This is a genomic window from Micromonospora sp. NPDC005171 (assembly GCF_040608575.1).
Classification (GTDB): Bacteria; Actinomycetota; Actinomycetes; order Mycobacteriales; family Micromonosporaceae; genus Micromonospora.
In genome coordinates this window covers 205528-224549 of record NZ_JBEXIM010000002.1, presented here as the reverse complement: position 1 = coordinate 224549, position 19022 = coordinate 205528, and the positions used below count along the sequence as shown (strand labels likewise).

At 71.8% G+C, this 19022-nt stretch carries 18 protein-coding genes; 13 read left to right on the top strand and 5 right to left on the bottom strand.

Features of this window, described 5'->3' with window-relative positions:
* Positions 1-272 precede the first annotated feature (272 nt).
* Both ABZU74_RS04965 and ctaD read left to right on the top strand, forming a co-directional pair.
* Positions 273-1379: an FAD-dependent monooxygenase gene (locus ABZU74_RS04965; protein ID WP_355418616.1), complete on the top strand. Its 1107-nt coding sequence runs from the start codon at positions 273-275 to the stop codon at positions 1377-1379.
* Between the two features lie 130 nt (positions 1380-1509).
* A complete protein-coding gene (gene ctaD / locus ABZU74_RS04960; RefSeq protein WP_355418614.1) occupies positions 1510-3270 on the top strand; it encodes a cytochrome c oxidase subunit I in 1761 nt (586 codons plus the stop codon).
* A 315-nt stretch (positions 3271-3585) separates the two neighbouring features.
* Here the strand turns inward: ctaD and ABZU74_RS04955 are convergent, their stop codons facing one another.
* From ABZU74_RS04955 to ABZU74_RS04935, 5 genes are all read right to left on the bottom strand, one after another.
* Complete coding sequence (locus ABZU74_RS04955) at positions 3586-4833, bottom strand: MFS transporter (RefSeq protein ID WP_355418612.1); 1248 nt, start codon at positions 4831-4833, stop codon at positions 3586-3588.
* Between the two features lie 40 nt (positions 4834-4873).
* Positions 4874-5455: an isochorismatase family protein gene (locus ABZU74_RS04950; RefSeq protein ID WP_355418610.1), complete on the bottom strand. Its 582-nt coding sequence runs from the start codon at positions 5453-5455 to the stop codon at positions 4874-4876.
* Positions 5456-5499: 44 nt separating this feature from the next.
* Positions 5500-6786 (bottom strand): nicotinate phosphoribosyltransferase, encoded by a 1287-nt coding sequence (locus ABZU74_RS04945; protein ID WP_355418608.1) that lies wholly within the window; start codon positions 6784-6786, stop codon positions 5500-5502.
* 16 nt (positions 6787-6802) lie between these two features.
* Entirely contained in the window at positions 6803-7342 is a 540-nt protein-coding gene (locus ABZU74_RS04940; RefSeq protein WP_355419135.1) for a LuxR C-terminal-related transcriptional regulator, read from the bottom strand.
* A gap of 409 nt (positions 7343-7751) precedes the next feature.
* The gene (locus tag ABZU74_RS04935; protein WP_355418606.1) at positions 7752-9482 is read right to left on the bottom strand and encodes an AAA family ATPase; all 1731 of its coding nucleotides are present in this window, start codon (positions 9480-9482) and stop codon (positions 7752-7754) included.
* 194 nt (positions 9483-9676) lie between these two features.
* Here ABZU74_RS04935 and ABZU74_RS04930 point away from each other — a divergent pair, with 194 nt between their 5' ends.
* The 11 genes from ABZU74_RS04930 to rdgB all read left to right on the top strand — a co-directional run bounded on the left by ABZU74_RS04930 (position 9677) and on the right by rdgB (position 19021).
* Entirely contained in the window at positions 9677-11227 is a 1551-nt protein-coding gene (locus ABZU74_RS04930; RefSeq protein ID WP_355418604.1) for a hypothetical protein, read from the top strand.
* Between the two features lie 148 nt (positions 11228-11375).
* Positions 11376-11666: an ATP-dependent Clp protease adapter ClpS gene (gene clpS / locus ABZU74_RS04925; RefSeq protein ID WP_030331276.1), complete on the top strand. Its 291-nt coding sequence runs from the start codon at positions 11376-11378 to the stop codon at positions 11664-11666.
* A complete protein-coding gene (locus ABZU74_RS04920; protein ID WP_196921330.1) occupies positions 11663-12163 on the top strand; it encodes a DUF2017 domain-containing protein in 501 nt (166 codons plus the stop codon). The genes clpS and ABZU74_RS04920 overlap by 4 nt, the downstream gene beginning before the upstream one ends.
* Before the next feature lie 52 nt (positions 12164-12215).
* Complete coding sequence (locus ABZU74_RS04915) at positions 12216-12704, top strand: M67 family metallopeptidase (RefSeq protein WP_088991173.1); 489 nt, start codon at positions 12216-12218, stop codon at positions 12702-12704.
* A 65-nt stretch (positions 12705-12769) separates the two neighbouring features.
* The gene (locus ABZU74_RS04910; protein WP_355418601.1) at positions 12770-13144 is read left to right on the top strand and encodes a MoaD/ThiS family protein; all 375 of its coding nucleotides are present in this window, start codon (positions 12770-12772) and stop codon (positions 13142-13144) included.
* Positions 13145-13155: 11 nt separating this feature from the next.
* On the top strand, positions 13156-14121 hold the full coding sequence (locus tag ABZU74_RS04905) for a cysteine synthase (protein ID WP_355418599.1): 966 nt from the start codon (positions 13156-13158) through the stop codon (positions 14119-14121).
* Positions 14122-14345: 224 nt separating this feature from the next.
* Positions 14346-15089 carry an MBL fold metallo-hydrolase gene (locus ABZU74_RS04900; protein WP_355418597.1) on the top strand — a complete coding sequence of 248 codons (744 nt, stop codon included), beginning with the start codon at positions 14346-14348 and terminating at the stop codon, positions 15087-15089.
* A 110-nt stretch (positions 15090-15199) separates the two neighbouring features.
* The gene (locus ABZU74_RS04895; RefSeq protein WP_355418596.1) at positions 15200-16342 is read left to right on the top strand and encodes a glycosyltransferase family 1 protein; all 1143 of its coding nucleotides are present in this window, start codon (positions 15200-15202) and stop codon (positions 16340-16342) included.
* Complete coding sequence (locus tag ABZU74_RS04890) at positions 16339-17508, top strand: glycosyltransferase (RefSeq protein ID WP_355418594.1); 1170 nt, start codon at positions 16339-16341, stop codon at positions 17506-17508. Before ABZU74_RS04895 ends, ABZU74_RS04890 begins: the two co-directional genes overlap by 4 nt.
* A gap of 9 nt (positions 17509-17517) precedes the next feature.
* Positions 17518-18243 (top strand): ribonuclease PH, encoded by a 726-nt coding sequence (gene rph, locus ABZU74_RS04885; RefSeq protein WP_355418592.1) that lies wholly within the window; start codon positions 17518-17520, stop codon positions 18241-18243.
* Between the two features lie 160 nt (positions 18244-18403).
* A complete protein-coding gene (gene rdgB, locus ABZU74_RS04880; protein WP_355418590.1) occupies positions 18404-19021 on the top strand; it encodes an RdgB/HAM1 family non-canonical purine NTP pyrophosphatase in 618 nt (205 codons plus the stop codon).
* The last annotated feature ends 1 nt before the right edge of the window (position 19022 follow it).

The window sequence follows — 19022 nt, the reverse complement described above, 5'->3', positions numbered from 1 at the left end:
GCCGGATGTGGTGGGGTGGTGCGGGAGCGCTCCCACGCTCAACGACACATTTACATGCTTGAAACTAAGGCGCAACTGCATGCGTCAAACTGGCGAATTGTGAGGATTGCCACGCCCCCGCCGGATGGCTGTCACCCGACAGCCAGCCAAGCGCCGCGAACCAACGACGGGCGCCACCGAGACGGCCGATTGGGGCCTGGTGTGGGGCAATAGCTCCGAGTAGCGTGTTGCCTCCAACGCGTTCCGCTCCCCCTCCGGAGGCGTACACCACCATGGGTGGCTCCCCCCTGCGCATCCTCGTCGTCGGCGCGGGCATCGCCGGCCTGGCCGTGGCCCGGGCGCTGCGCCTGGCGGGCTTCCGGCCGGACGTCACCGACAAACTGCCGCCGGGGGAGTCCACCGAGACCGGCCTCTACCTGCCCGGCAACGCCGCCCGTGCACTGCACCGACTCGACCTGCACGACCCGGTCCGACCGACCGGGCAGGTGATCCACCGGCAGCGGTTCTTCGACGCTGCAGGCTCGCAGCTCTGCGAGGTCGACCTCGACGCCCTGTGGGCCGGCGTCGGCGAGTGCCGGGCGCTGCCCCGGGCCGACCTGCACCGGGTGCTGCTCAGCGGCGCCGGCGGCGCCGTCCGGCACGGCGCCGAGGTCCGCACCCTGGACCTGCTCCCGGGCGCCGTCGGCGTCACCTTCACCGACGGCACCACCACCGAGTACGACCTGGTCATCGGTGCCGACGGGCCACGCTCCTCGGTCCGTGCGCTCGCCGCGCTCGGTGGGCCGCCGCGCCCGGTCGGGCAGGTGGTCTACCGGGCCGTGCTGCGTGACGGCCCACCGGTCACCGAATGGACCGCACTGCTCGGCCAGCGCTCCGGGTTCCTGATGGTGCCGATCGGCGCCGGGCGGCTGCACCTCTACGCCGACGAGGCCGGCACCGAGGAGCCCGCCGACCCCCTCGCGCGGCTGCGGGAGCTCTTCGCCGACTACCGCGGCCCGGTGCCCGAGGTCCTGGCGGCGCTCGACGAGGTGCACGTCGGGATCACCGACGAGGTGGAGCTGGGCCGCTGGCACCGGGGGCGCGTCCTGCTGGTCGGCGACGCCGCGCACGCCACCGCGCCGACGCTGTCGCAGGGTGCGGCCATGGCGTTGGAGGACGCCGTGGTGCTGGCCGAGTCACTGCGCGCCGCCAACAGCGTGGAGGCGGCGCTCGTGGCGTACGAAAGCCGTCGCCGTCCCCGTACCCGATGGGTGCGGGACCGGACCCGGGACCGCAACCGGACCAGGGACGTGCCGCCGGCGCTGCGCGACCCGCTGCTGCGCGGACGCGGCGACCGGATCTTCGGGGAGCACTACCGGCTCCTGCTCGGTCCGCTGTAGCCCCGTTGTAGATCGTGTCACGCCACCCCACGCGGCGCTGCGACCTGCCGGGGACTATCCTCCTTGCGGATGACGGCCCGCCGATAACCAGCGTGTGCCGAGCGGGACAACCGAGAACCGGAGGCCACTCGTGACCACCGTCGCACCCAAGCCGGTCGTGACCCGGCCCTGGCCGGTCCGGGAGCCGGTCAAGGGGTCGGCCATCGCGCGGCTGCTGCGAACCACGGACGCGAAGCAGATCGGGATCATGTACATGATCACCGCGTTCGCGTTCTTCATGATCGGTGGCCTGATGGCCCTGGTCATGCGGGCTGAGCTGGCTCGACCCGGGCTGCAGTTCCTGTCGCCCGAGCAGTACAACCAGCTCTTCACCATGCACGGCACGATCATGTTGCTGTTCTTCGCGACGCCGATCGTGTTCGCCTTCGCGAACTACATCGTGCCGATCCAGATCGGCGCGCCCGACGTCTCCTTCCCCCGGCTGAACAGCTTCGCCTACTGGCTGTACCTGTTCGGCGGCACGATGGCGACCGCCGGGTTCATCACCCCGGGTGGCGCCGCCGACTTCGGCTGGTTCGCGTACGCGCCGCTGAGCAGCGTCGAGCACTCGCCCGGCGTCGGCGCCAACATGTGGATCATGGGTCTGGCCATCTCCGGCCTGGGCACCATCCTCGGCGCCGTGAACATGATCACCACGGTGCTGACCCTGCGCGCGCCCGGCATGACCATGTTCCGGATGCCGATCTTCACGTGGAACATCCTGGTCACCAGCCTCCTGGTGATCCTGGTCTTCCCGCTGCTGGCCGCCGCGCTCTTCGCGCTCGCCGCGGACCGCATCCTCGGCGCGCACGTGTACGACCCGGCAACCGGTGGGCCAATGCTCTGGCAGCACCTGTTCTGGTTCTTCGGGCACCCCGAGGTCTACATCGTGGCGCTGCCGTTCTTCGGCATCATCAGCGAGGTTATCCCGGTCTTCTCCCGCAAGCCGATCTTCGGCTACAAGGGTCTGGTCGCCGCGACCGTCGCGATCGCCGCGCTCTCCATGAGCGTCTGGGCGCATCACATGTTCGCCACCGGCCAGGTGCTGCTGCCGTTCTTCAGCTTCCTGAGCTACCTGATCGCCGTGCCGACCGGTATGAAGTTCTTCAACTGGATCGGCACCATGTGGCGGGGCCAGATCAGCTTCGAAACGCCCATGCTCTGGGCGGTCGGCTTCCTGGTCACCTTCCTCTTCGGTGGTCTCACCGGTGTGCTGCTGGCCAGCCCGCCGATCGACTTCCACGTGTCGGACTCGTACTTCGTGGTGGCGCACTTCCACTACGTGCTCTTCGGCACCATCGTGTTCGCGGTCTTCGCGGGCATCTACTTCTGGTTCCCGAAGATGTTCGGCCGGATGCTCGACGAGCGCCTGGGCAAGGTGCACTTCTGGCTCACCATGATCGGCTTCCACACCACGTTCCTGGTGCAGCACTGGCTCGGCAACGAGGGCATGCCCCGTCGGTACGCCGACTACCTGCCCGGCGACGGCTTCACCACGCTGAACACGATCTCCACGATCGGCGCGTTCATCACCGGTATCTCCACGCTGCCGTTCATCTACAACTGCTGGAAGTCGTACAAGACCGGCCCGGTGGTCGAGGTGAACGACCCCTGGGGTCACGGCAACTCGCTGGAGTGGGCGACCAGCAGCCCGCCGCCGCTGCGCAACTTCGACAAGATGCCCCGGATCCGCTCCGAGCGGCCGGCGTTCGACGCGAAGTTCCCGGAGTTGGCCGCCGGTGGCCAGAGCCTGGCCGGCCCGCCGGAGGGTGGCGCCAAGCCGCTCACCAGCGAGTCGGACGGCGGGGCCAGCTACCGCGAGGACACCGCGAGCGACGCCGACAGGCACTGACGCTCAAGCTCAGCAGTACGACGGGCGCCGCCCCCGGGACACCGGGAGCGGCGCCCGTCGCCATGTCCAGCCCACCGTCTCGCGTCTGGCGCGGATGGCTCCGGCCCCCGCCGCAGGTGGTGGCGGCGGTGGCGCCGACGGTGCTGACCCCGAGGCCATGCGCCGCACCTGCGTGGCCGGAGCCCCGGGTGATGGAAGTGCTGATGAGCGGTATACCTGTGAGGCACAAATAGGCCTCACAGGTATACCCGTTCTGAGCATGTGTGCCGTCTGTCGGCGGTCGAGGTGGTCAGCTCCGTTGCGTGGGCGAGGCCGTCAGCGAGCGGCGGGAGTGAGGTCGGCCTCGACCGACGGCGCGGTGGCCGCATCGGCGTTGCGGCGGCGACGCAGCTCGATCGGGAGCACCACCAGGGTGACCAGCGCGCCGAGCGCTCCGGTCACCACGAAGCCCCAGAGTGGCGCGCTGGCGTCGATCACCGCACCGGCGAGTGGCGCGCCGATCGCGATGCCGACGGTGACCGCGGAGCCGTGCAGACCCATCGCCTCACCGCGCACCTCGCCCGGAACCAGGCGGCTGACCGCGTCCGAGCCGGCCGCGATGGTCGGTGCGCAGAGCGCGCCGGCGGGGATCAGCGCCAGGCACAGCAGCCACCAGTGCGCACCGCCCAGCCCCACCGGGATGGTGCACACGGCCAGCGCGGCGGTCAGTGCCAGCGGTGAGAACGAGCGGTGCACGGCCCCGTAGGCGAAGCCGCCGGCCAGCGACGCGACAGCCCAGATGGCCAGCACCGCGCCGGTCCAGCCGACCTCTCCGCTGGCCCGCAAGACGGCGACCACGGCCACGTCGGTGCCGCCGAGCACCAGGGTCGCGGCGGTGCTGAGCGCCAGCACGGCGAGCAGCCGGGGCGTCAGCCACTCCCGGCGCGGTATCCGGCGCGGTGGGCCGGCGGGTTCGGTCGCGGCACGGATCGGCGGGTTCACCACCCACAGGGCGATACCGGCGGCGACGATGCCGCCGCCGACCAGATACATGGTGGTCTGCGCGGAGATCGCTGTGACCAGGGCCACCGCCAACGCCGGGCCGATCATGAAGGACAGCTCCACCGACATCGAGTCCAGCGCGTAGGCCGGGCGGCGCTGGTCCTCGGGGACCAGCGCGGCGATCGACTGGCGGACCACCGAGAAGATGGGCAGGGCCAGCGAACCGGCCACGAACGCGGCCGGCAGCAGCACTGGGTACGGCAGTGTGGGCGCGGTGGACCAGAAGATCGCCTCGGCGATGGCGGTGAGCACCAGAACCGGACGCAGTCCACGCCGGTCCACGAGCCGGCCGAGCAGCGGCCCGCCGATCGCCGCGCCAACGGTGACGGCCGCGCCCACCAGGCCGGCGGCCCCGTACCCCCGGTCGAGGTCGAGCACGACGTGGAAGGTCAGCGTCACCCCGGTCGCGGTGAGCGGGATTCGGGCGAGGACGGCGACCACCAGCAGCGACCGCAGGCCGGGCAGGGCGAGCGCCCGCCGGTAAGGCTTCATGTTCACGTGGGTCCGTACCTCCGGCGACATCCTCGACCGGCGGCGGCCCCTTGGCCAACCAATTAGCGCCTCATGCGGCCCTGATCACAGGCTGGCCGTGCATGACCACCCCGGCGCTGTCCATCGCGCGCAGCGCCACGTCGGTGGTCGCCGGGGCGACGGCGGCGGTCAACTCGAGCAGCACGGTGGTGGCGAAGCCCTCCCGGGCGGCGTCCAGTGCGGTCGCCCGGACGCAGTGGTCAGTGGCGATGCCGACCACGTCGACCCGGTCCACGTCGTGGCGGCGCAGCCAGTCGGCCAGGCACTCGCCATCGTCGGCGTGCCCCTCGAAACCGGAGTACGCCGCGGCGTGCTCGCCCTTGTGGAAGATCGCCTCGACCCGGGCGGTGTCCAGTTCGGGGTGGAACTCCGAACCGCTGGTGCCGACCACGCAGTGCCGGGGCCAGGACTCCACGAAGTCCGGCGGATCGCCGAAGTGGGCACCCGGGTCGACGTGGTAGTCCTTGGTGGCGACAACGTGCGCCCACCGGTCCGGCTCGGCGGCGAGCAACCGGGAGATGCCGGCGGCCACCCCCGCGCCGCCGGCGACGGCCAGCGAGCCGCCCTCGCAGAAGTCGTTCTGCACGTCCACGATGATCAGCGCATTTGCCATCGGGATTTCCTCTCTCCGTACGGTCGGTGGCGCTCGGGTAAGCCTCAGCCAGCGGGTACGACGGTGACCGGCACGGCCGGGTCGCCGGCCGAGAGCTTCAGCCCCTCCCACGGAATGGAGATCAGACACTCCCGCAGGTGCTCCCGTGACTCGTCGAGGGTGGGCAGCGACACCGGCTCACCGGCCACCACGTACGACCGCTGGAGCAGGCGGTCGTTGGGCTGCCGGTCCGGAACACCCTGGGGGACGATGACCTCCTCGGTGGCGGTCCCGGTCGGCTTGTGCCGGCGGACCGCGACCTTCCGGCCACCGATGGTCGCCTTGTGCTCGGAGCGCTTCACGACCGGCCGACCCTCGACCTCGACCAGCTTGTAGACCAGCCCGGCGGTCGGTGCCCCGGAGCCGGTGACCACTGCCGTGCCGGCGCCGTACATGTCCACCGGTTCGGCGGCCAGTGCGGCGATCGCGTACTCGTCCAGGTCACCGGAAACGATGATCTTGGTCTCGGTGGCGCCCAGCGAATCGAGCAGCTCCCGGGACTGTTGAGCGATCACCGCGAGGTCGCCGGAGTCGATCCGTACCGCCCGCAGTTCCGGCCCGGCCACCGCTATCGCGTTGCGGATGCCCTGGCTGATGTCGTACGTGTCGACCAGCAGCGTGGTGTCCTTGCCCAGCGTGGCGACCTGCGAGGCGAACGCCGCCCGCTCGTCGTCGTGCAGCAGTGTGAACGCGTGCGCCGCGGTGCCCGCCGTCGGGATGCCGTAGCGCGCCCCGGCGGCGAGGTTGGACGTGAACCGGAACCCGGCCAGGTACGCGGCCCGCGCCGCAGCCACCGCCGCCTCCTCGTGCGCCCGACGCGACCCCATCTCGATCAGTGCCCGGCCCCGCGCCGCGGTCACCATCCGGGCCGCCGCGGCGGCCACTGCACTGTCGTGGTTGAGCACGGACAGCGCCAGCGTCTCCAGCACCACACACTCGGCGAAGCCGCCGGAGACGGTGAGGATCGGAGAACCAGGGAAGAACAGCTCACCCTCGGCATACCCGTCGACGTCGCCGGTGAAGCGGTAGTCGGTCAGCCAGGCCGCCGCCGTCTCGTCGACCACCCCGGTCCGCAGCAGGAACTCGATCTCGGTGGGGTCGAACCGGAAGTCGCGGATCAGCTCGATCAGCCGGGTCGTGCCGGCCACCACGCCGTACCGGCGGCCGCTCGGCAGCCGGCGGCTGAACACCTCGAAGACACACCGACGGTCAGCGGTGCCGTCCTTCAGTGCCGCGCTGACCATGGTCAGCTCGTAGTGGTCGGTCAGGAGCGCGGGGCGGTGGATGCTCACCGGCCCAGCCTAAGGTTCAGCTCGCGTCGCCGCCGTCGTGGCCCGGGATCGAACGTAACGCCGCCCACAGCTCGGCCCGGCCGGTGACGCCGAGCTTGGCGTAGATCCGCTGGAGGTGGTTTTCCACAGTGCGCGCCGAGAGGTAGAGCCGTTCGGCGATGGCCCGACTGGAGGCACCGTGCGCGGCGAGGCGGGCCACCTGCCACTCCCGCTCGGTGAGCACTGGCGCGCCGGCCTGGAGCGCCGGCGTCCGGATCAGGTCACAACGCCCGAGCAACCCGGCGAGCCGCTCCCGGGCGTCGTTGGCAGCAGCCGAGTGCTGCCGGCGCAACCGCTGGACCGCCTGGGAGGTGGCCTCGGCGGCGTATACGGTCAACTCCAGGGCCGCGTAGTCGTCGGCGACCGCGAGCAGATCGGTGGGGGAGTCGCTGACCGCGGCGCGGGCGTGCCGGGCCAACAGCGGCGGGAGCGCCCCGTCGACCCGCTCGGAGAGCTCGGCGAGGCGCTGCGCGACGGTGCGCCGGCCGCCGTCGGAGCAGGTGGGCCCGACCGCCATGCCGGCCTGGTCCAGTCGGACGAGGTCGTGCAGGACGTGCACCTCGTGCCCGGCGAAGCCGTCCGAACGCAGCCGGTCCACCAGGTCGCCGAGGTGTTTGACGGCGCCCGACAGGTCGCCCGACGCGGCGAGCGACGCGCCCCGGGCCTGCTCCAGCCACGGATAGAGCACCGCCATCCCCGGCGCGTGGGTGCGGTCGGCTTCGGCCATCGCCGCAACCGCCTGCGCGGCGTCACCGCGCAGCGCCGCCGCCTGGGCGCGTTCGGCCTGGGCCAGACCGGCGTAGACCCGACTCGTGGCCAGCACCGCGCAGGCACTCAGGGAAGTCCGCATGGCCGCGCCGCTCTGCCCGCGCAGCCGGAGCGAGTACGCCTGGAGGATGGCCAGATAACCGGTGCCGAGGCGGAAGTCACCCTCCCCGGCGAGGTCGGCGAACTCGTCGGCGACGATCGCGTCGATTCCGGCCAGGTCGCCGGTGAGCATGAGCCGGGTGCCTCGGGCCAACTCCAGGGCCAGTTGGAGGTACGGCATGTCGGTACGCCAGTTGGCCGCTGCCGAGTGCACCTGGGCGATCGCCGTACCGCTGCGGGTCAGCTCGCCCTGTGCGGCCTGGACGTACGCGATGGTGGAGCGGGCCAGTTCGCGGGCGGCGACGCCGGCCGCCGGCCGGTCGAGGACGCGTTGGCTGAGCCGCACCGCGGCGGCCGTGTCCAGTCGGTGCAGGCGCATGATCGCCTCGAAGGCGTGCACCCGGGCCCGGTCGGCGGAGTCGCTGAGCTGCTCGACGCGACCCGCGATCTCCTCCACAGTGGACTCCCGGCTCAACCCCCCAGTAGCTGACCATGCCCCGCACGGTCAACCAGCGGCAGAGTCGTCGTTCGTCGCCGGGCTCGGGCGTCACCGCGTCGAGGACGTCGATCGCCTCTTCGGGCCGGTCCGCGAACATCAGGATGGTGGCCAGCAGCTCCGCGGCGTCGTAGCCGCCGTCGGCGCTCAGCGCGGCCCGCGCCAACCGGGTCGCCAGCGGTACGTCGTAGCGGGTGAACGCCTGCACGGCGGCCTCCAGCAGCAGGGCCGCGTCTTGTGCGGTGCCCGAATCGAGTCGCCAGACGGCCACCCGCAGCAGGTCGTCGCGGCGGCGCTTGCCGACCTGCTCAAGCAGCTCGGCGAGGTGTGCCTGAAGCCGGCGGGTGCGGCTGACCGGACAGCGACGGCGCATCACCTCGCCGTAGAGCGGGTGGGCGAGCCGAACGTTCGTGCGCCGGTCGTGCTGGTCCACGGTGATCAGTCCGCGCTCCTCGGCGGTCTCGACGTCTGCCTGATCGGCGGCCTGCCGGAGCAGATGCAGGCCGAGTGGTTCGCCGAACGCGACCAGCTCGACGACCGCGCGGACGCCGTCGGTGAGCTTCCCCACCCGGGTGTCGATGAGGTCGGTCAGGTTGGGCGCCAGCTCCAACCGCCCGGTCCACTTCCAGATCCCGTAGGTCTGCTTCAACTCCGCGCTGCCGTTGGCGGCGTGCACCAGCTCGCGCAGCAGCAGCGGGTTGCCGGACGACAGTCGGCCGAGCCGGTCGGCGGAGCCGGGGTCGACCGGGCCGCCCAGGATCGACGCCAGCAGGTCAGTGGTCTCCGCCTGCGGCATCGGGGTCAGCTCGACGTGTTCGACCAGGTCGTCGGTCCAGAGTGCGCGGATCGGCAGCGGGATCTGCTCGCCGTCGCGCAGGGTGCCGACCACTGTGGCGTTCTCGGCGCGGGCGACCAGGTGCACCAGTGCGGCCGAGGGTGGATCGAGCAGGTGGGCGTCGTCGATGGCGAGCACGATCCGTCGGCCGGCCGCCTGCTGTTGCAGCACGTTGAGCGCCCAGCGCAGGACGCCGGCGGGGGAGAGACCCTGGGGCTGCTCGGCGGGGAGGACCTGGACCAGCCCGCCGAACGGCAGCGCCGCGGTGGTGGCGCTGGCGGCGATGGACCAGATCGCGAACCGGTCGGTGGGCAACGCGCCCACACCCTCGCGCAGTAACCGACTCTTGCCGATGCCAGCGCTGCCGCTGAAGAAGAGCCCGCGGCCGGCCTCACCGGTCACCGCCTCCAGCAGGCGGTTGAGCTCATCCGTGCGGCCGACGAACTCCCATCGACTCATCCGCGCAGCATATCGACCGGAATCCGTCCGCGCCCGCACCGTCACCGTGCGAAGTTGAGTAACCGCACAATTACCGGTGAGTATTCGAGGTGTTCCGCCCGGTCGCCAGCCCGCCCGTAGTCTTCCGACATCCGGGTTGACGCACCGGAATTCTCGCGATCGGACCCTCGGTCACCTGCAACGGGAGGCACCTGATGAAGCAGGGCCCTCTCCCCTCGGTCGACTCGCCGGACGACATGACCGGCCCAACCGACCTGCCCACCTGCGGCCCGCTCCCCACCCGGGTCGGCGTGTCCGGCGCCGCCCCGAACGAGCCGCTGGGTGTGGTCGCCGTCGGTCCGGCCGGTGCCGAACGGCGGGCCGTGCTCGCCACCCTGCTCGGGCTCGACCCGGTCATGCTGACCGTGCCGGCCGGCAGTTGGTTGGTGGTGCGCGACGCCAAGGTGCCCACCCGGGCGGCGTTCGTTCCCGGCTACCGCCAGCCGCACTCGTACGGCGCGGACCGGGACGCCGCCGGTCCGGCGTTGGCCCGCCCGCCCCGGCGTGTCGAGCTGAGCGTGCCCGAGCCACTGCTGCGGCACTTCACCCTGATCGACGTCCCGGACACCGCCACCCTCGGCGTGTCCGGCACCCGGGTGCTGCTCGAAGCGGTGGGCCGAGCCGGCGGTCTGCTCTTCGTGATCGCCGCCGACCAGGCTTTCACCGCCGCCGAGTTGAACCTGCTCGCCGAAGTCGCCTCGACCTCGGTGGAGGTCGTCTTCGCGGTCACACCCGGTGCGGCGGGTTGGGCTCCGCTGGCTGACGGCACGGCGACTACGGAGGGCGCGGGGGCGTCCGTCCCGCCGGTCGGGGGTGCGCAGACCGAGGTGGATGCGGTCGCGGTGACGGTGGAGGCGCATCGGGCGGCGCTCCTGGCCGCGGTGCCGGCGCTGGCCGGTGCGCGGTGGTTCCCGGTCGACGACGCCGACACCGCCGCCGACCTGCGGCGAGCGCTCGTGGGTTGGGCGTCGCGTGAAGGGTTGCAGCGGGCCAGCGTCGACCCACCGGTCCTGCCGGGCCAGCAGGGTCGCGTCGCCGTGGCCGCCGATCCGGGTGACTGGTCCGAACGGCTCGACCGCCACGCCCGCTCGTGCGCTCAGCGCATCCGTCAGCACCTCGCCCTGGAGTTGGCGAACATCCACCTGCGGGCCGTTCAGGAGATCGTGTTCGGAGTCGGCTGTGCCGGCCTACCGGATCTCCTCGACCAGGAGATGGCGGCGTTGTCGCTGTTGGCAACCGCGCAGTGCGACCATGCGGTGCGCGGCATCGTGACCGACGTCGCGTCCCGGGTGCTCGCCGCGCCACCGGCCGAAGGCGTGCGACGCCGGATCGCCCGGGCCGTGCGGTACGGACTGGCCGATCACCGGCCCGGCCACGAATTGGACAAGGTGCTGTTGATCACCAGTACCGCCGGCGTGGCCGAGTTGACCGGCGCGGAGGCGATCGACGCTGCCGCCAGCTATCCGGCGGCGTCCCGTGACGAGATGCTCCCGCCGGTCGCGGTGGCGCTTTCCGGCGGGTGCTGGCAGCAGTGGCGTACGCCCGGCAACGCCGACCACAGCGCGGCGCGGGCCTGGTCCCAACGGGCGGTGCGCGAGGTCGAGTTGGGGTTGTCCAGGGAGATCTCCCGACGGTTCGAGGTGATCCGCCTCTCGCTGGGCGTGGTGCTCTCCGATGCAGTCGATCACGGCATTCTGCTCGCCTGACGGCGCGCCCACCGGTTGGTCCGGGTCCGGGTCGGACCCCACCTCCGATGGCGTCCGGGGCGGGTCGGGAGTGCCCGGGGCGGGTGATCCGCGCCGGGCCGGCGTTCCGGTTCCTCGGTTCCGGGAAACCGGTGGCACGATGGGGGGCATGGCGGCTCCGCAGGTTGTACCGGTCGAGACGCCGGACACTGACGAGGTGCCGGCGTCCGACCGGCAGTGGGTGACGATCGTGTGGGACGACCCGGTCAATCTGATGACGTACGTGACCTGGGTTTTCCAGAAGCTTTTCGGCTACAGCCGGGAGAGGGCCGAACAGCTGATGCTGGACGTGCACCACAAGGGGCGTGCCGTGGTCTCCACAGGTGCCCGGGAGCGGATGGAGCACGACGCGTCGCAGCTGCACGCGTACGGGCTGTGGGCGACGGTGGACAGATCATGAGCATGTTCCATCGCCAGGCCGGTCGCTACGTCGCCGTCTTCGCCGTCGACGAGGTGCGGGTGCTGCGCAAGGTGGCCTCCGAGGTGGTGGGCCTGCTCACCGATGGTTTCGACCACACCGACCCGGTCGTCGGTCGGCTCTTTCCGGCGGTCTACCCGCAGGACGCTCCGGGCACCGCTGAATTCCGCCGCTACACCGAGGGCGACCTGAAGACCGCGAAGATCGATCAGGCGGGGGCGATCCTGGCCGCGTTGCCGGACGACGCCGGTGGCGAGGTGCGGCTGGACGCCGAGGCCGCCGAGGCGTGGTTGCGGGCGCTGAACGACGCCCGGCTCGCGATGGGCGTCCGCCTGGAGATCAAGGACGGCACGGATCTGGGCGAGGAGCTGGACGACGCGGTCGCCGAGGACCCGGGTTCCAGCCGGGTGTTCCAGCTTTCGGTCTACGCCTATCTCGGGTATCTACAGGAGTCGCTGCTCAACGCCTTGATCGACTAGGGGTGACCGGCACCACTTCGGCACGCGCCCGGCAGGCGTTAGGCTGGTGCACGTGCTGAGCATCGACCGGTCGATCATCGACGCGATCGTCGCCCACGCGCGCCGGGATCACCCCGACGAGGCGTGCGGCGTGGTCGCCGGTCCCGTCGGCAGCGACACCCCGACCCGGCACATCCCGATGGACAATGCCGCGCGGTCGATGACCTTCTACGAGTTCGACTCGATGGAGCACCTGCGCGTGTGGCGGGAGATGGACGACCGGGACGAGGAGCCCGTCGTCATCTACCACTCGCACACCGCCACCGAGGCGTACCCGTCGCGGACGGATGTCTCCTTCGCCGGTGAGCCGGGGGCGCACTACCTGCTCGTCTCGACCCGTGAGCCCGACTCGGAGGAGATCCGGTCGTTCCGGATCGTCGACGGCGTGGTCACCGAGGAGCCGGTTCAGGTCGTGGAGGCGGGTGTCGACCCGCACGCCGTCCAGTCCTACATGTTCGGGCAGAGCCCGGCGACGGTCGATTACGAGTGTTCCGGCCGCTGATCCGTCAGCGCCGCAGCCGTCTCGTCCCGTCACCGTAGGCACACCCGATCGAGGAGTTCGACATCATGGCCATTGAGGTTCGCATCCCCACCATCCTGCGCAGCTACACCGGCGGCGCCAAGGTCGTCGACGGCACCGGCGACACGCTCGCCGATCTGCTCACCGACCTGGATTCCCGGCACGGCGGTCTGCGCGGCCGGCTGATCACCGACGCGGGCACGTTGCACCGTTTCGTCAACGTCTACGTCAACGACGAGGACGTCCGCTTCCTCGGTGCGCTGGACGCGAAGCTCTCCGACGGCGACAGCGTCACCATCCTGCCGGCAGTGGCCGGCGGCGCGTTCGGCTTCGCCGCGGCAGCGGCGATCAGCTCGCACAGCGCCGCGGCAGCGGCGATCAGCTCGCACAGCGCCGCCCGCGACGCCGTCGCGGCTCGCTGAGGTCGGCCGCCATGGCGCGGTACGACAGCCTGCTCGACGCCTGTGGGGGCACGCCGCTGGTCGGCCTGCCCCGACTCTCCCCGACGGTGCCCGACGGGGCTCCTCCGGTGCGGCTCTGGGCCAAGCTGGAGGACCGCAACCCCACCGGCAGCATCAAGGACCGCGCGGCGCTGTTCATGGTCCGGGCGGCGGAGGAGGCTGGCCGGCTCCGCACGGGTGACACCATCCTCGAACCGACGAGTGGCAACACCGGCATCTCGTTGGCGATGGTCGCCAAGTTGCGCGGCTACCGGCTGGTCTGCGTGATGCCGGAGAACGTCTCCACCGAGCGGGTCCAGTTGCTCCGGATGTACGGGGCCGAGATCATCTTCTCGCCGGCGGCGGGCGGTTCCAACCAGGCGGTCGCCACCGCCAAGCAGATCGCCGCCGAGCACCCCGACTGGGTGATGCTCTACCAGTACGGCAACGAGGCGAACGCGCGGGCGCACTACGAGACGACCGGGCCGGAGCTGCTGCACGACCTGCCCAGCATCACGCACTTCGTGGCCGGGCTGGGCACCACCGGCACCCTGATGGGCACCGGGCGTTACCTGCGGGAAAAGGTCGAGGGCATTCAGGTGGTGGCCGCCGAGCCGCGCTACGGCGAGGTGGTCTACGGCCTGCGCAACATCGACGAGGGGTACGTTCCGGAGCTCTACGACGCTTCGGTGCTCTCCCGCCGCTTCTCGGTCGGCACCCGGGACGCGGTGCTGCGCACCCGTCAACTGGTGGAGGTGGAGGGCATCTTCGCCGGGTTCTCCACAGGCGCCATCCTGCATGCCGCGCTGGCGGTGGCGCACGAGGCGGTGCGCGACGGCCGGCGGGCCGATGTGGCGTTCGTGGTCTGCGACGGCGGCTGGAAGTACCTGTCCACCGGCGCGTACGGCGGCACGCTCGCCGATGCCGAGGACGCCCTGGAGGGGCAGCTCTGGGCCTGACCGATTTTGGTCTGCCGACTACGGGCCGTCGACATCCGTCGACGGCCCGTTCGCTGCCCGGCGTACCGCGAGTGGGTGTCACGTTCGTGACAACTTCCGTTGGATGATTCTTGCTGCCGGGTGCGCCAGCGTAGGCTGCGCAGCGTGGCGTACGCGTCGGTAGAGATCATGGCCGGGACTATCGCCGGCACGGGTGCTACTGATAGTGACAGCGAGACCACTCGATGCGACTGACCGTTCTGGGAAGCGCCGGCAGTTTTCCTGGCCCTGAATCCCCCTGCTCGGCCTATCTCGTGGAGGCCGACGGCTTCCGTCTTCTGGTCGACTTCGGTTCCGGGTCGCTGTCCAGCCTCCAGCGGTACGCGGGGTTGCACGCCCCGGACGCCATCCTGCTGACCCACCTGCACTGCGACCACATGTTCGACGCCGTGCTGTACGTGGTGGTGCGCCGGTACGCCCCGGACGGCCCGTACCCGCCGCTGCCGGTGTACGCGCCCGCCGGCGCGCCGGACCGGCTCAGCGCCGCGTACGGCGACGACGGTTCGGTGGAGGACGTGTACCAGTTCTACGCGCTGCAGCCGGGCACCTTCCCGATCGGCCCGTTCACCGTCACCGTCGACCGGGTCAACCATCCCGTCGAGACGTACGGCGTGCGGCTGGAGCACGACGGCCGTTCACTGTGCTACTCGTCGGACACCGCGCCCTGTGAGGCGTTGCTGCGACTGGCCCAGAACGCCGACGTGTTCCTCTGCGAGGCCAGTTACCTCGACGGCGTGGACAATCCGCCGGATCTGCACCTGACCGGTCGGGAGGCCGGTGAGGCGGCGACCAAGGCCGCTGTGGGCAGGCTGCTGCTCACCCACCTGGTGCCCGCCTGGGGCAGCGAGGCGCACACGCTGGAATCGGCCGCCTCCGCGTACGCCGGGCCGCTCGAGGTGGTCCGCCCCGGCGCCAGCTACGACGTCTGACGCACCGGGTCCCGGTTCGTGAGGCCGGGCCGCGGGGTTGTGCCGTACTGTTCGCCGGCCGGTCAGCGGACCGTCGTCTGGCGCACCCGTGGCACCCGCACGGTGTGGGCATGCGGATCGCCATCGTGACTGAGTCGTTCCCACCGGACGTGAACGGCGTCGCGCACTCCGTGGTGCGGACGGCGGAGCACCTGCTCGATCGCGGCCATGAGCCGGTGGTCATCGCGCCCGCCCCGTCCGGCGGCCGGCAGGGCATCGACCGGCTGCCGTACCCGGTGGTGCGCATTCCGAGCGTGCCGCTGCCCCGCTACCAGGGCTTCCGGCTGGGCGTACCGACGAACGCCCGACTGGCCGGGGCGCTGCTCTCGGCCGAGCCGGACGTGGTGCACCTGGCCAGTCCGTTCGTCCTGGGCGCCCGGGCGGCCACGCTGGCCAGCCGGAACGGGCTGCCCATGGTGGCCGTCTACCAGACCGATGTGGCGGCGTACGCCCGGGCGTACCGGGTGAGTTGGGGTGAGGCGGCGGCCTGGCGGCGGATCCGCGAGATCCACAATTCGGCGCAGCGCACCCTCGCCCCCTCCACCCGGGCCGCCGCCGACCTGATCGCGAACGGGGTGCAGCGGATCTGGCTGTGGCGGCGCGGTGTGGACGCCGTTCGCTTCGATCCGGCCAAGCGGTGTGCGGCGTTGCGGGACCGGCTGGCGCCCGGCGGTGAGCTGCTGGTCGGCTACGTCGGTCGGCTCGCCCCGGAGAAGCGGGTGGAGTTGCTGGCGGCGACGTCCCGACTGCCCGGGGTGCGGGTGGTGGTGGCCGGCGACGGCCCGTCCCACCGCCAGTTGGCCCGCGAACTGCCCGGGGTGACCTTCCTGGGCGTGCAGCAGGGCGAGGACCTGGCGCGGCTCTACGCCAGCCTGGACCTGTTCGTGCACACCGGGCCACACGAAACCTTCGGACAGACCATCCAGGAGGCGCTGGCTTCCGGGGTGCCGGTCGTGGCGCCGGCCAGCGGCGGGCCGGTCGACCTGGTCGACCAGGGTGTGACCGGGCTGCTGGTGCCACCGAACGACGGCGACGCGCTCGCCGCGGCGGTGGCCGAGTTGACCGGCGACGCCGACCGGCGGCGGGCCTACGGCCTGGCCGCCCGGGTCGCGGTCAGTCGCCGCAGCTGGGCGGCGGTCGGCGACGAGCTGATCGGGCACTACCGCGCGGTACGCGCCGTTGCGGCCACCGTCGGCCTGCCGGTCGCCTCGTGACCGGGGCTACCAACGGGCTGCGGATCGTACGGGTCGCCAACTTCGTGACGGAACGCTCCGGCGGCCTGCGCACCGCGCTGCGGCACCTCGGAGCGGGCTACCGGGCGGCCGGGCACGATCCGGTGCTGGTGATACCCGGTCAGCGGGCCGCCGACCAGCGGTACCCGTGGGGGCGGCTGGTCACAGTGCCCGGGCCGGAGATGCCGGGCAGTGGTGGCTACCGGCTGCTGGCCGGCCGACGCCGGTTGGCCCGGCTCCTCACCGACCTGGCACCGGACCGGTTGGAGGTTTCCGACCGGTCGTCACTGCGCTGGACGGGCCGGTGGGCGCGGGCGCACGGGGTGCCGTCGGTGATGGTGTCGCACGAGTCGCTGACCGGGCTGCTCGGCCAGTGGGGGGTGCCGGACGCGGTGCGCCGGCCGATCGCGGACCGGCTCAACCGGGCGACCAGTCGGGCGTACGACCGGATCATCTGTACGACCAGGTGGGCTGCCGAGGAGTTCGACCGGATCGGCGCCGACAACGTGCACCTGGTGCCGCTCGGGGTGGACCTGGACACCTTCTCCCCACGCCGGGCGGACCCGCGGCTACGCGAGGGGTACGCCGATGCCACCGAACTGCTGTTGGTGCACTGCGCCCGGCTGTCACCGGAGAAGCGGCCGGAGTTGGCGGTGCAGACCCTCGCCGAGCTGCGCCGGGCGGGCGTACCGGCGGTGCTGGTGATGGCCGGCGACGGCCCGTTGCGCGGCGCGCTGGCCCGGCGGGCGGCCGGGCTGCCGGTCACCTTCACCGGCTTCCTGCCGGACCGCGCCGCGGTGGCCGCGCTGCTGGCCAGCGCGGACGTGGTGCTGGCGCCGGGCCCGGTGGAGACCTTCGGTCTCGCCGGCCTGGAGGCGCTGGCCTGCGGCACCCCGGTGATGGTCAACGCGGCCAGCGCGCTGCCCGAGGTGGTCGGCGAGGCCGGGCTGGCGGCGTACGGCTCGGGGGTGTCGATGGCGGCGGCGGTGCGCCGCCTGGCGGCCCGGCCGGAGACGCAGCGGCGGCGGGCCGCCCGGGCGCGGGCCGAGGAGTTCGGCTGGCCGGCCGCGGTGGCCGGGTTCCTCGGTGTGCACGGCGCGGACGTTCTCCGGGGCACCCCGAGCGAGGTGGATCGCCGCACCGCATAGGGTGCAGGGATGGCGCGACCTGACGGGCGAGGGCCCTCTCAACTTCGACCGGTGACAGTGACCCGTGGCTGGAGCACCCATCCGGAGGGCTCGGTGCTCGTCGAGTTCGGCGGCACCCGGGTGCTCTGCACGGCAAGCGTCACCGAGGGGGTGCCCCGCTGGCGCAAGGGCTCCGGGCTCGGCTGGGTGACCGCCGAGTACGCGATGCTGCCCCGGGCCACCAACACCCGCTCCGACCGGGAGAGCGTCAAGGGCCGGGTCGGTGGCCGTACCCACGAGATCTCCCGGCTGATCGGCCGTAGCCTGCGGGCCAGCATCGACCTCAAGGCGCTCGGCGAGAACTCGATCGTGCTCGACTGCGACGTGCTCCAGGCCGACGGCGGCACCCGCACGGCCGCGATCACCGGTGCGTACGTCGCGTTGCACGACGCGGTGGGCTGGCTTGCCGCCCGGAAGTCGTTGGCCGGCAAGCCGGAGAAGGTGATGCACCGCTCGGTGTCCGCGGTCAGCGTGGGGATCATCGCGGGGGAGGCCCGGCTCGACCTCTGCTACGAGGAGGACGTCGCCGCCGAGGTGGACATGAACGTGGTGTGCACCGGCGCGGGCGACTTCGTCGAGGTGCAGGGCACCGGCGAGGCGGGCGTGTTCGCCCGCGATCAGCTCGACGCCCTGCTCGACCTGGCCGTTGCCGGCTGCGCGGATCTGGCCGAAGCCCAGCGGAAGGCACTCGCGTGAGCGCGGAAAGTGAGCTTGCGAGCCCCGCAGTCGCGAACAGAGGTGTCGCGGTGAGCGCGAGGAGTGAGCTTGCGAGCCCCGCAGTCGCGAACAAAGGTGTCGCGGTGAGCGCGAGGAGTGAGCTTGCGAGCCCCGCAGTCGCGAACGAAGGTGATTCAGCATGAACAAGGTCCTGCTCGCCACCCGTAACCGGAAGAAGCTGGTCGAGCTTCAGCGGATCCTGGACGGCGCGCTCGGCGCGCACCGGATCGCCCTGCTCGGGCTGGACGACGTCGAGCAGTACGCGGAGCTGCCGGAGACCGGCCTGACCTTCGGCGAGAACGCGTTGATCAAGGCGCGGGAGGGTTGCCGGCAGAGCGGGCTGCCCACCATCGCCGACGACTCCGGGCTCGCGGTCGACGCGCTCAACGGCATGCCGGGGGTGTTCAGCGCCCGCTGGTCCGGCCAGCACGGGGACGACCGGGCCAACCTTCAGCTGGTGCTGGACCAGATCGCCGACGTGCCGGACGAGCAGCGGGCCGCCTCGTTCGTCTGCACTGTGGCGTTGGTGCTGCCCGGTGGCAAGGAGCACCTCGTCGACGGCCGGCAGTCCGGGCGGGTGCTGCGCGCGCCGCGCGGCGACGGCGGGTTCGGCTACGACCCGATCTTCCTGGGCGACGGGCAGGACCGGACCAACGCCGAGCTGACGCCCGCCGAGAAGGACGCGATCAGCCACCGTGGCAAGGCGCTGCGCGAGCTGGCGAAGCTGGTCGCCAAGGTGCTGCCGCCCGCCGCCTGAC

What these genes read in the sequence shown, in the direction of transcription:
- ABZU74_RS04965 (WP_355418616.1), top strand. Translation starts at nt 273, where the DNA reads ATGGGTGGCTCCCCCCTGCGCATCCTCGTCGTCGGCGCGGGCATCGCC.
- ABZU74_RS04955 (WP_355418612.1), bottom strand. Translation starts at nt 4,833, where the DNA reads ATGTCGCCGGAGGTACGGACCCACGTGAACATGAAGCCTTACCGGCGG.
- ABZU74_RS04950 (WP_355418610.1), bottom strand. Translation starts at nt 5,455, where the DNA reads ATGGCAAATGCGCTGATCATCGTGGACGTGCAGAACGACTTCTGCGAG.
- ABZU74_RS04940 (WP_355419135.1), bottom strand. Translation starts at nt 7,342, where the DNA reads ATGGCGGTCGGGCCCACCTGCTCCGACGGCGGCCGGCGCACCGTCGCG.
- ABZU74_RS04935 (WP_355418606.1), bottom strand. Translation starts at nt 9,482, where the DNA reads ATGAGTCGATGGGAGTTCGTCGGCCGCACGGATGAGCTCAACCGCCTG.
- ABZU74_RS04930 (WP_355418604.1), top strand. Translation starts at nt 9,677, where the DNA reads ATGAAGCAGGGCCCTCTCCCCTCGGTCGACTCGCCGGACGACATGACC.
- clpS (WP_030331276.1), top strand. Translation starts at nt 11,376, where the DNA reads ATGGCGGCTCCGCAGGTTGTACCGGTCGAGACGCCGGACACTGACGAG.
- ABZU74_RS04920 (WP_196921330.1), top strand. Translation starts at nt 11,663, where the DNA reads ATGAGCATGTTCCATCGCCAGGCCGGTCGCTACGTCGCCGTCTTCGCC.
- ABZU74_RS04910 (WP_355418601.1), top strand. Translation starts at nt 12,770, where the DNA reads ATGGCCATTGAGGTTCGCATCCCCACCATCCTGCGCAGCTACACCGGC.
- ABZU74_RS04905 (WP_355418599.1), top strand. Translation starts at nt 13,156, where the DNA reads ATGGCGCGGTACGACAGCCTGCTCGACGCCTGTGGGGGCACGCCGCTG.
- ABZU74_RS04900 (WP_355418597.1), top strand. Translation starts at nt 14,346, where the DNA reads ATGCGACTGACCGTTCTGGGAAGCGCCGGCAGTTTTCCTGGCCCTGAA.
- ABZU74_RS04895 (WP_355418596.1), top strand. Translation starts at nt 15,200, where the DNA reads ATGCGGATCGCCATCGTGACTGAGTCGTTCCCACCGGACGTGAACGGC.
- rph (WP_355418592.1), top strand. Translation starts at nt 17,518, where the DNA reads ATGGCGCGACCTGACGGGCGAGGGCCCTCTCAACTTCGACCGGTGACA.
- rdgB (WP_355418590.1), top strand. Translation starts at nt 18,404, where the DNA reads ATGAACAAGGTCCTGCTCGCCACCCGTAACCGGAAGAAGCTGGTCGAG.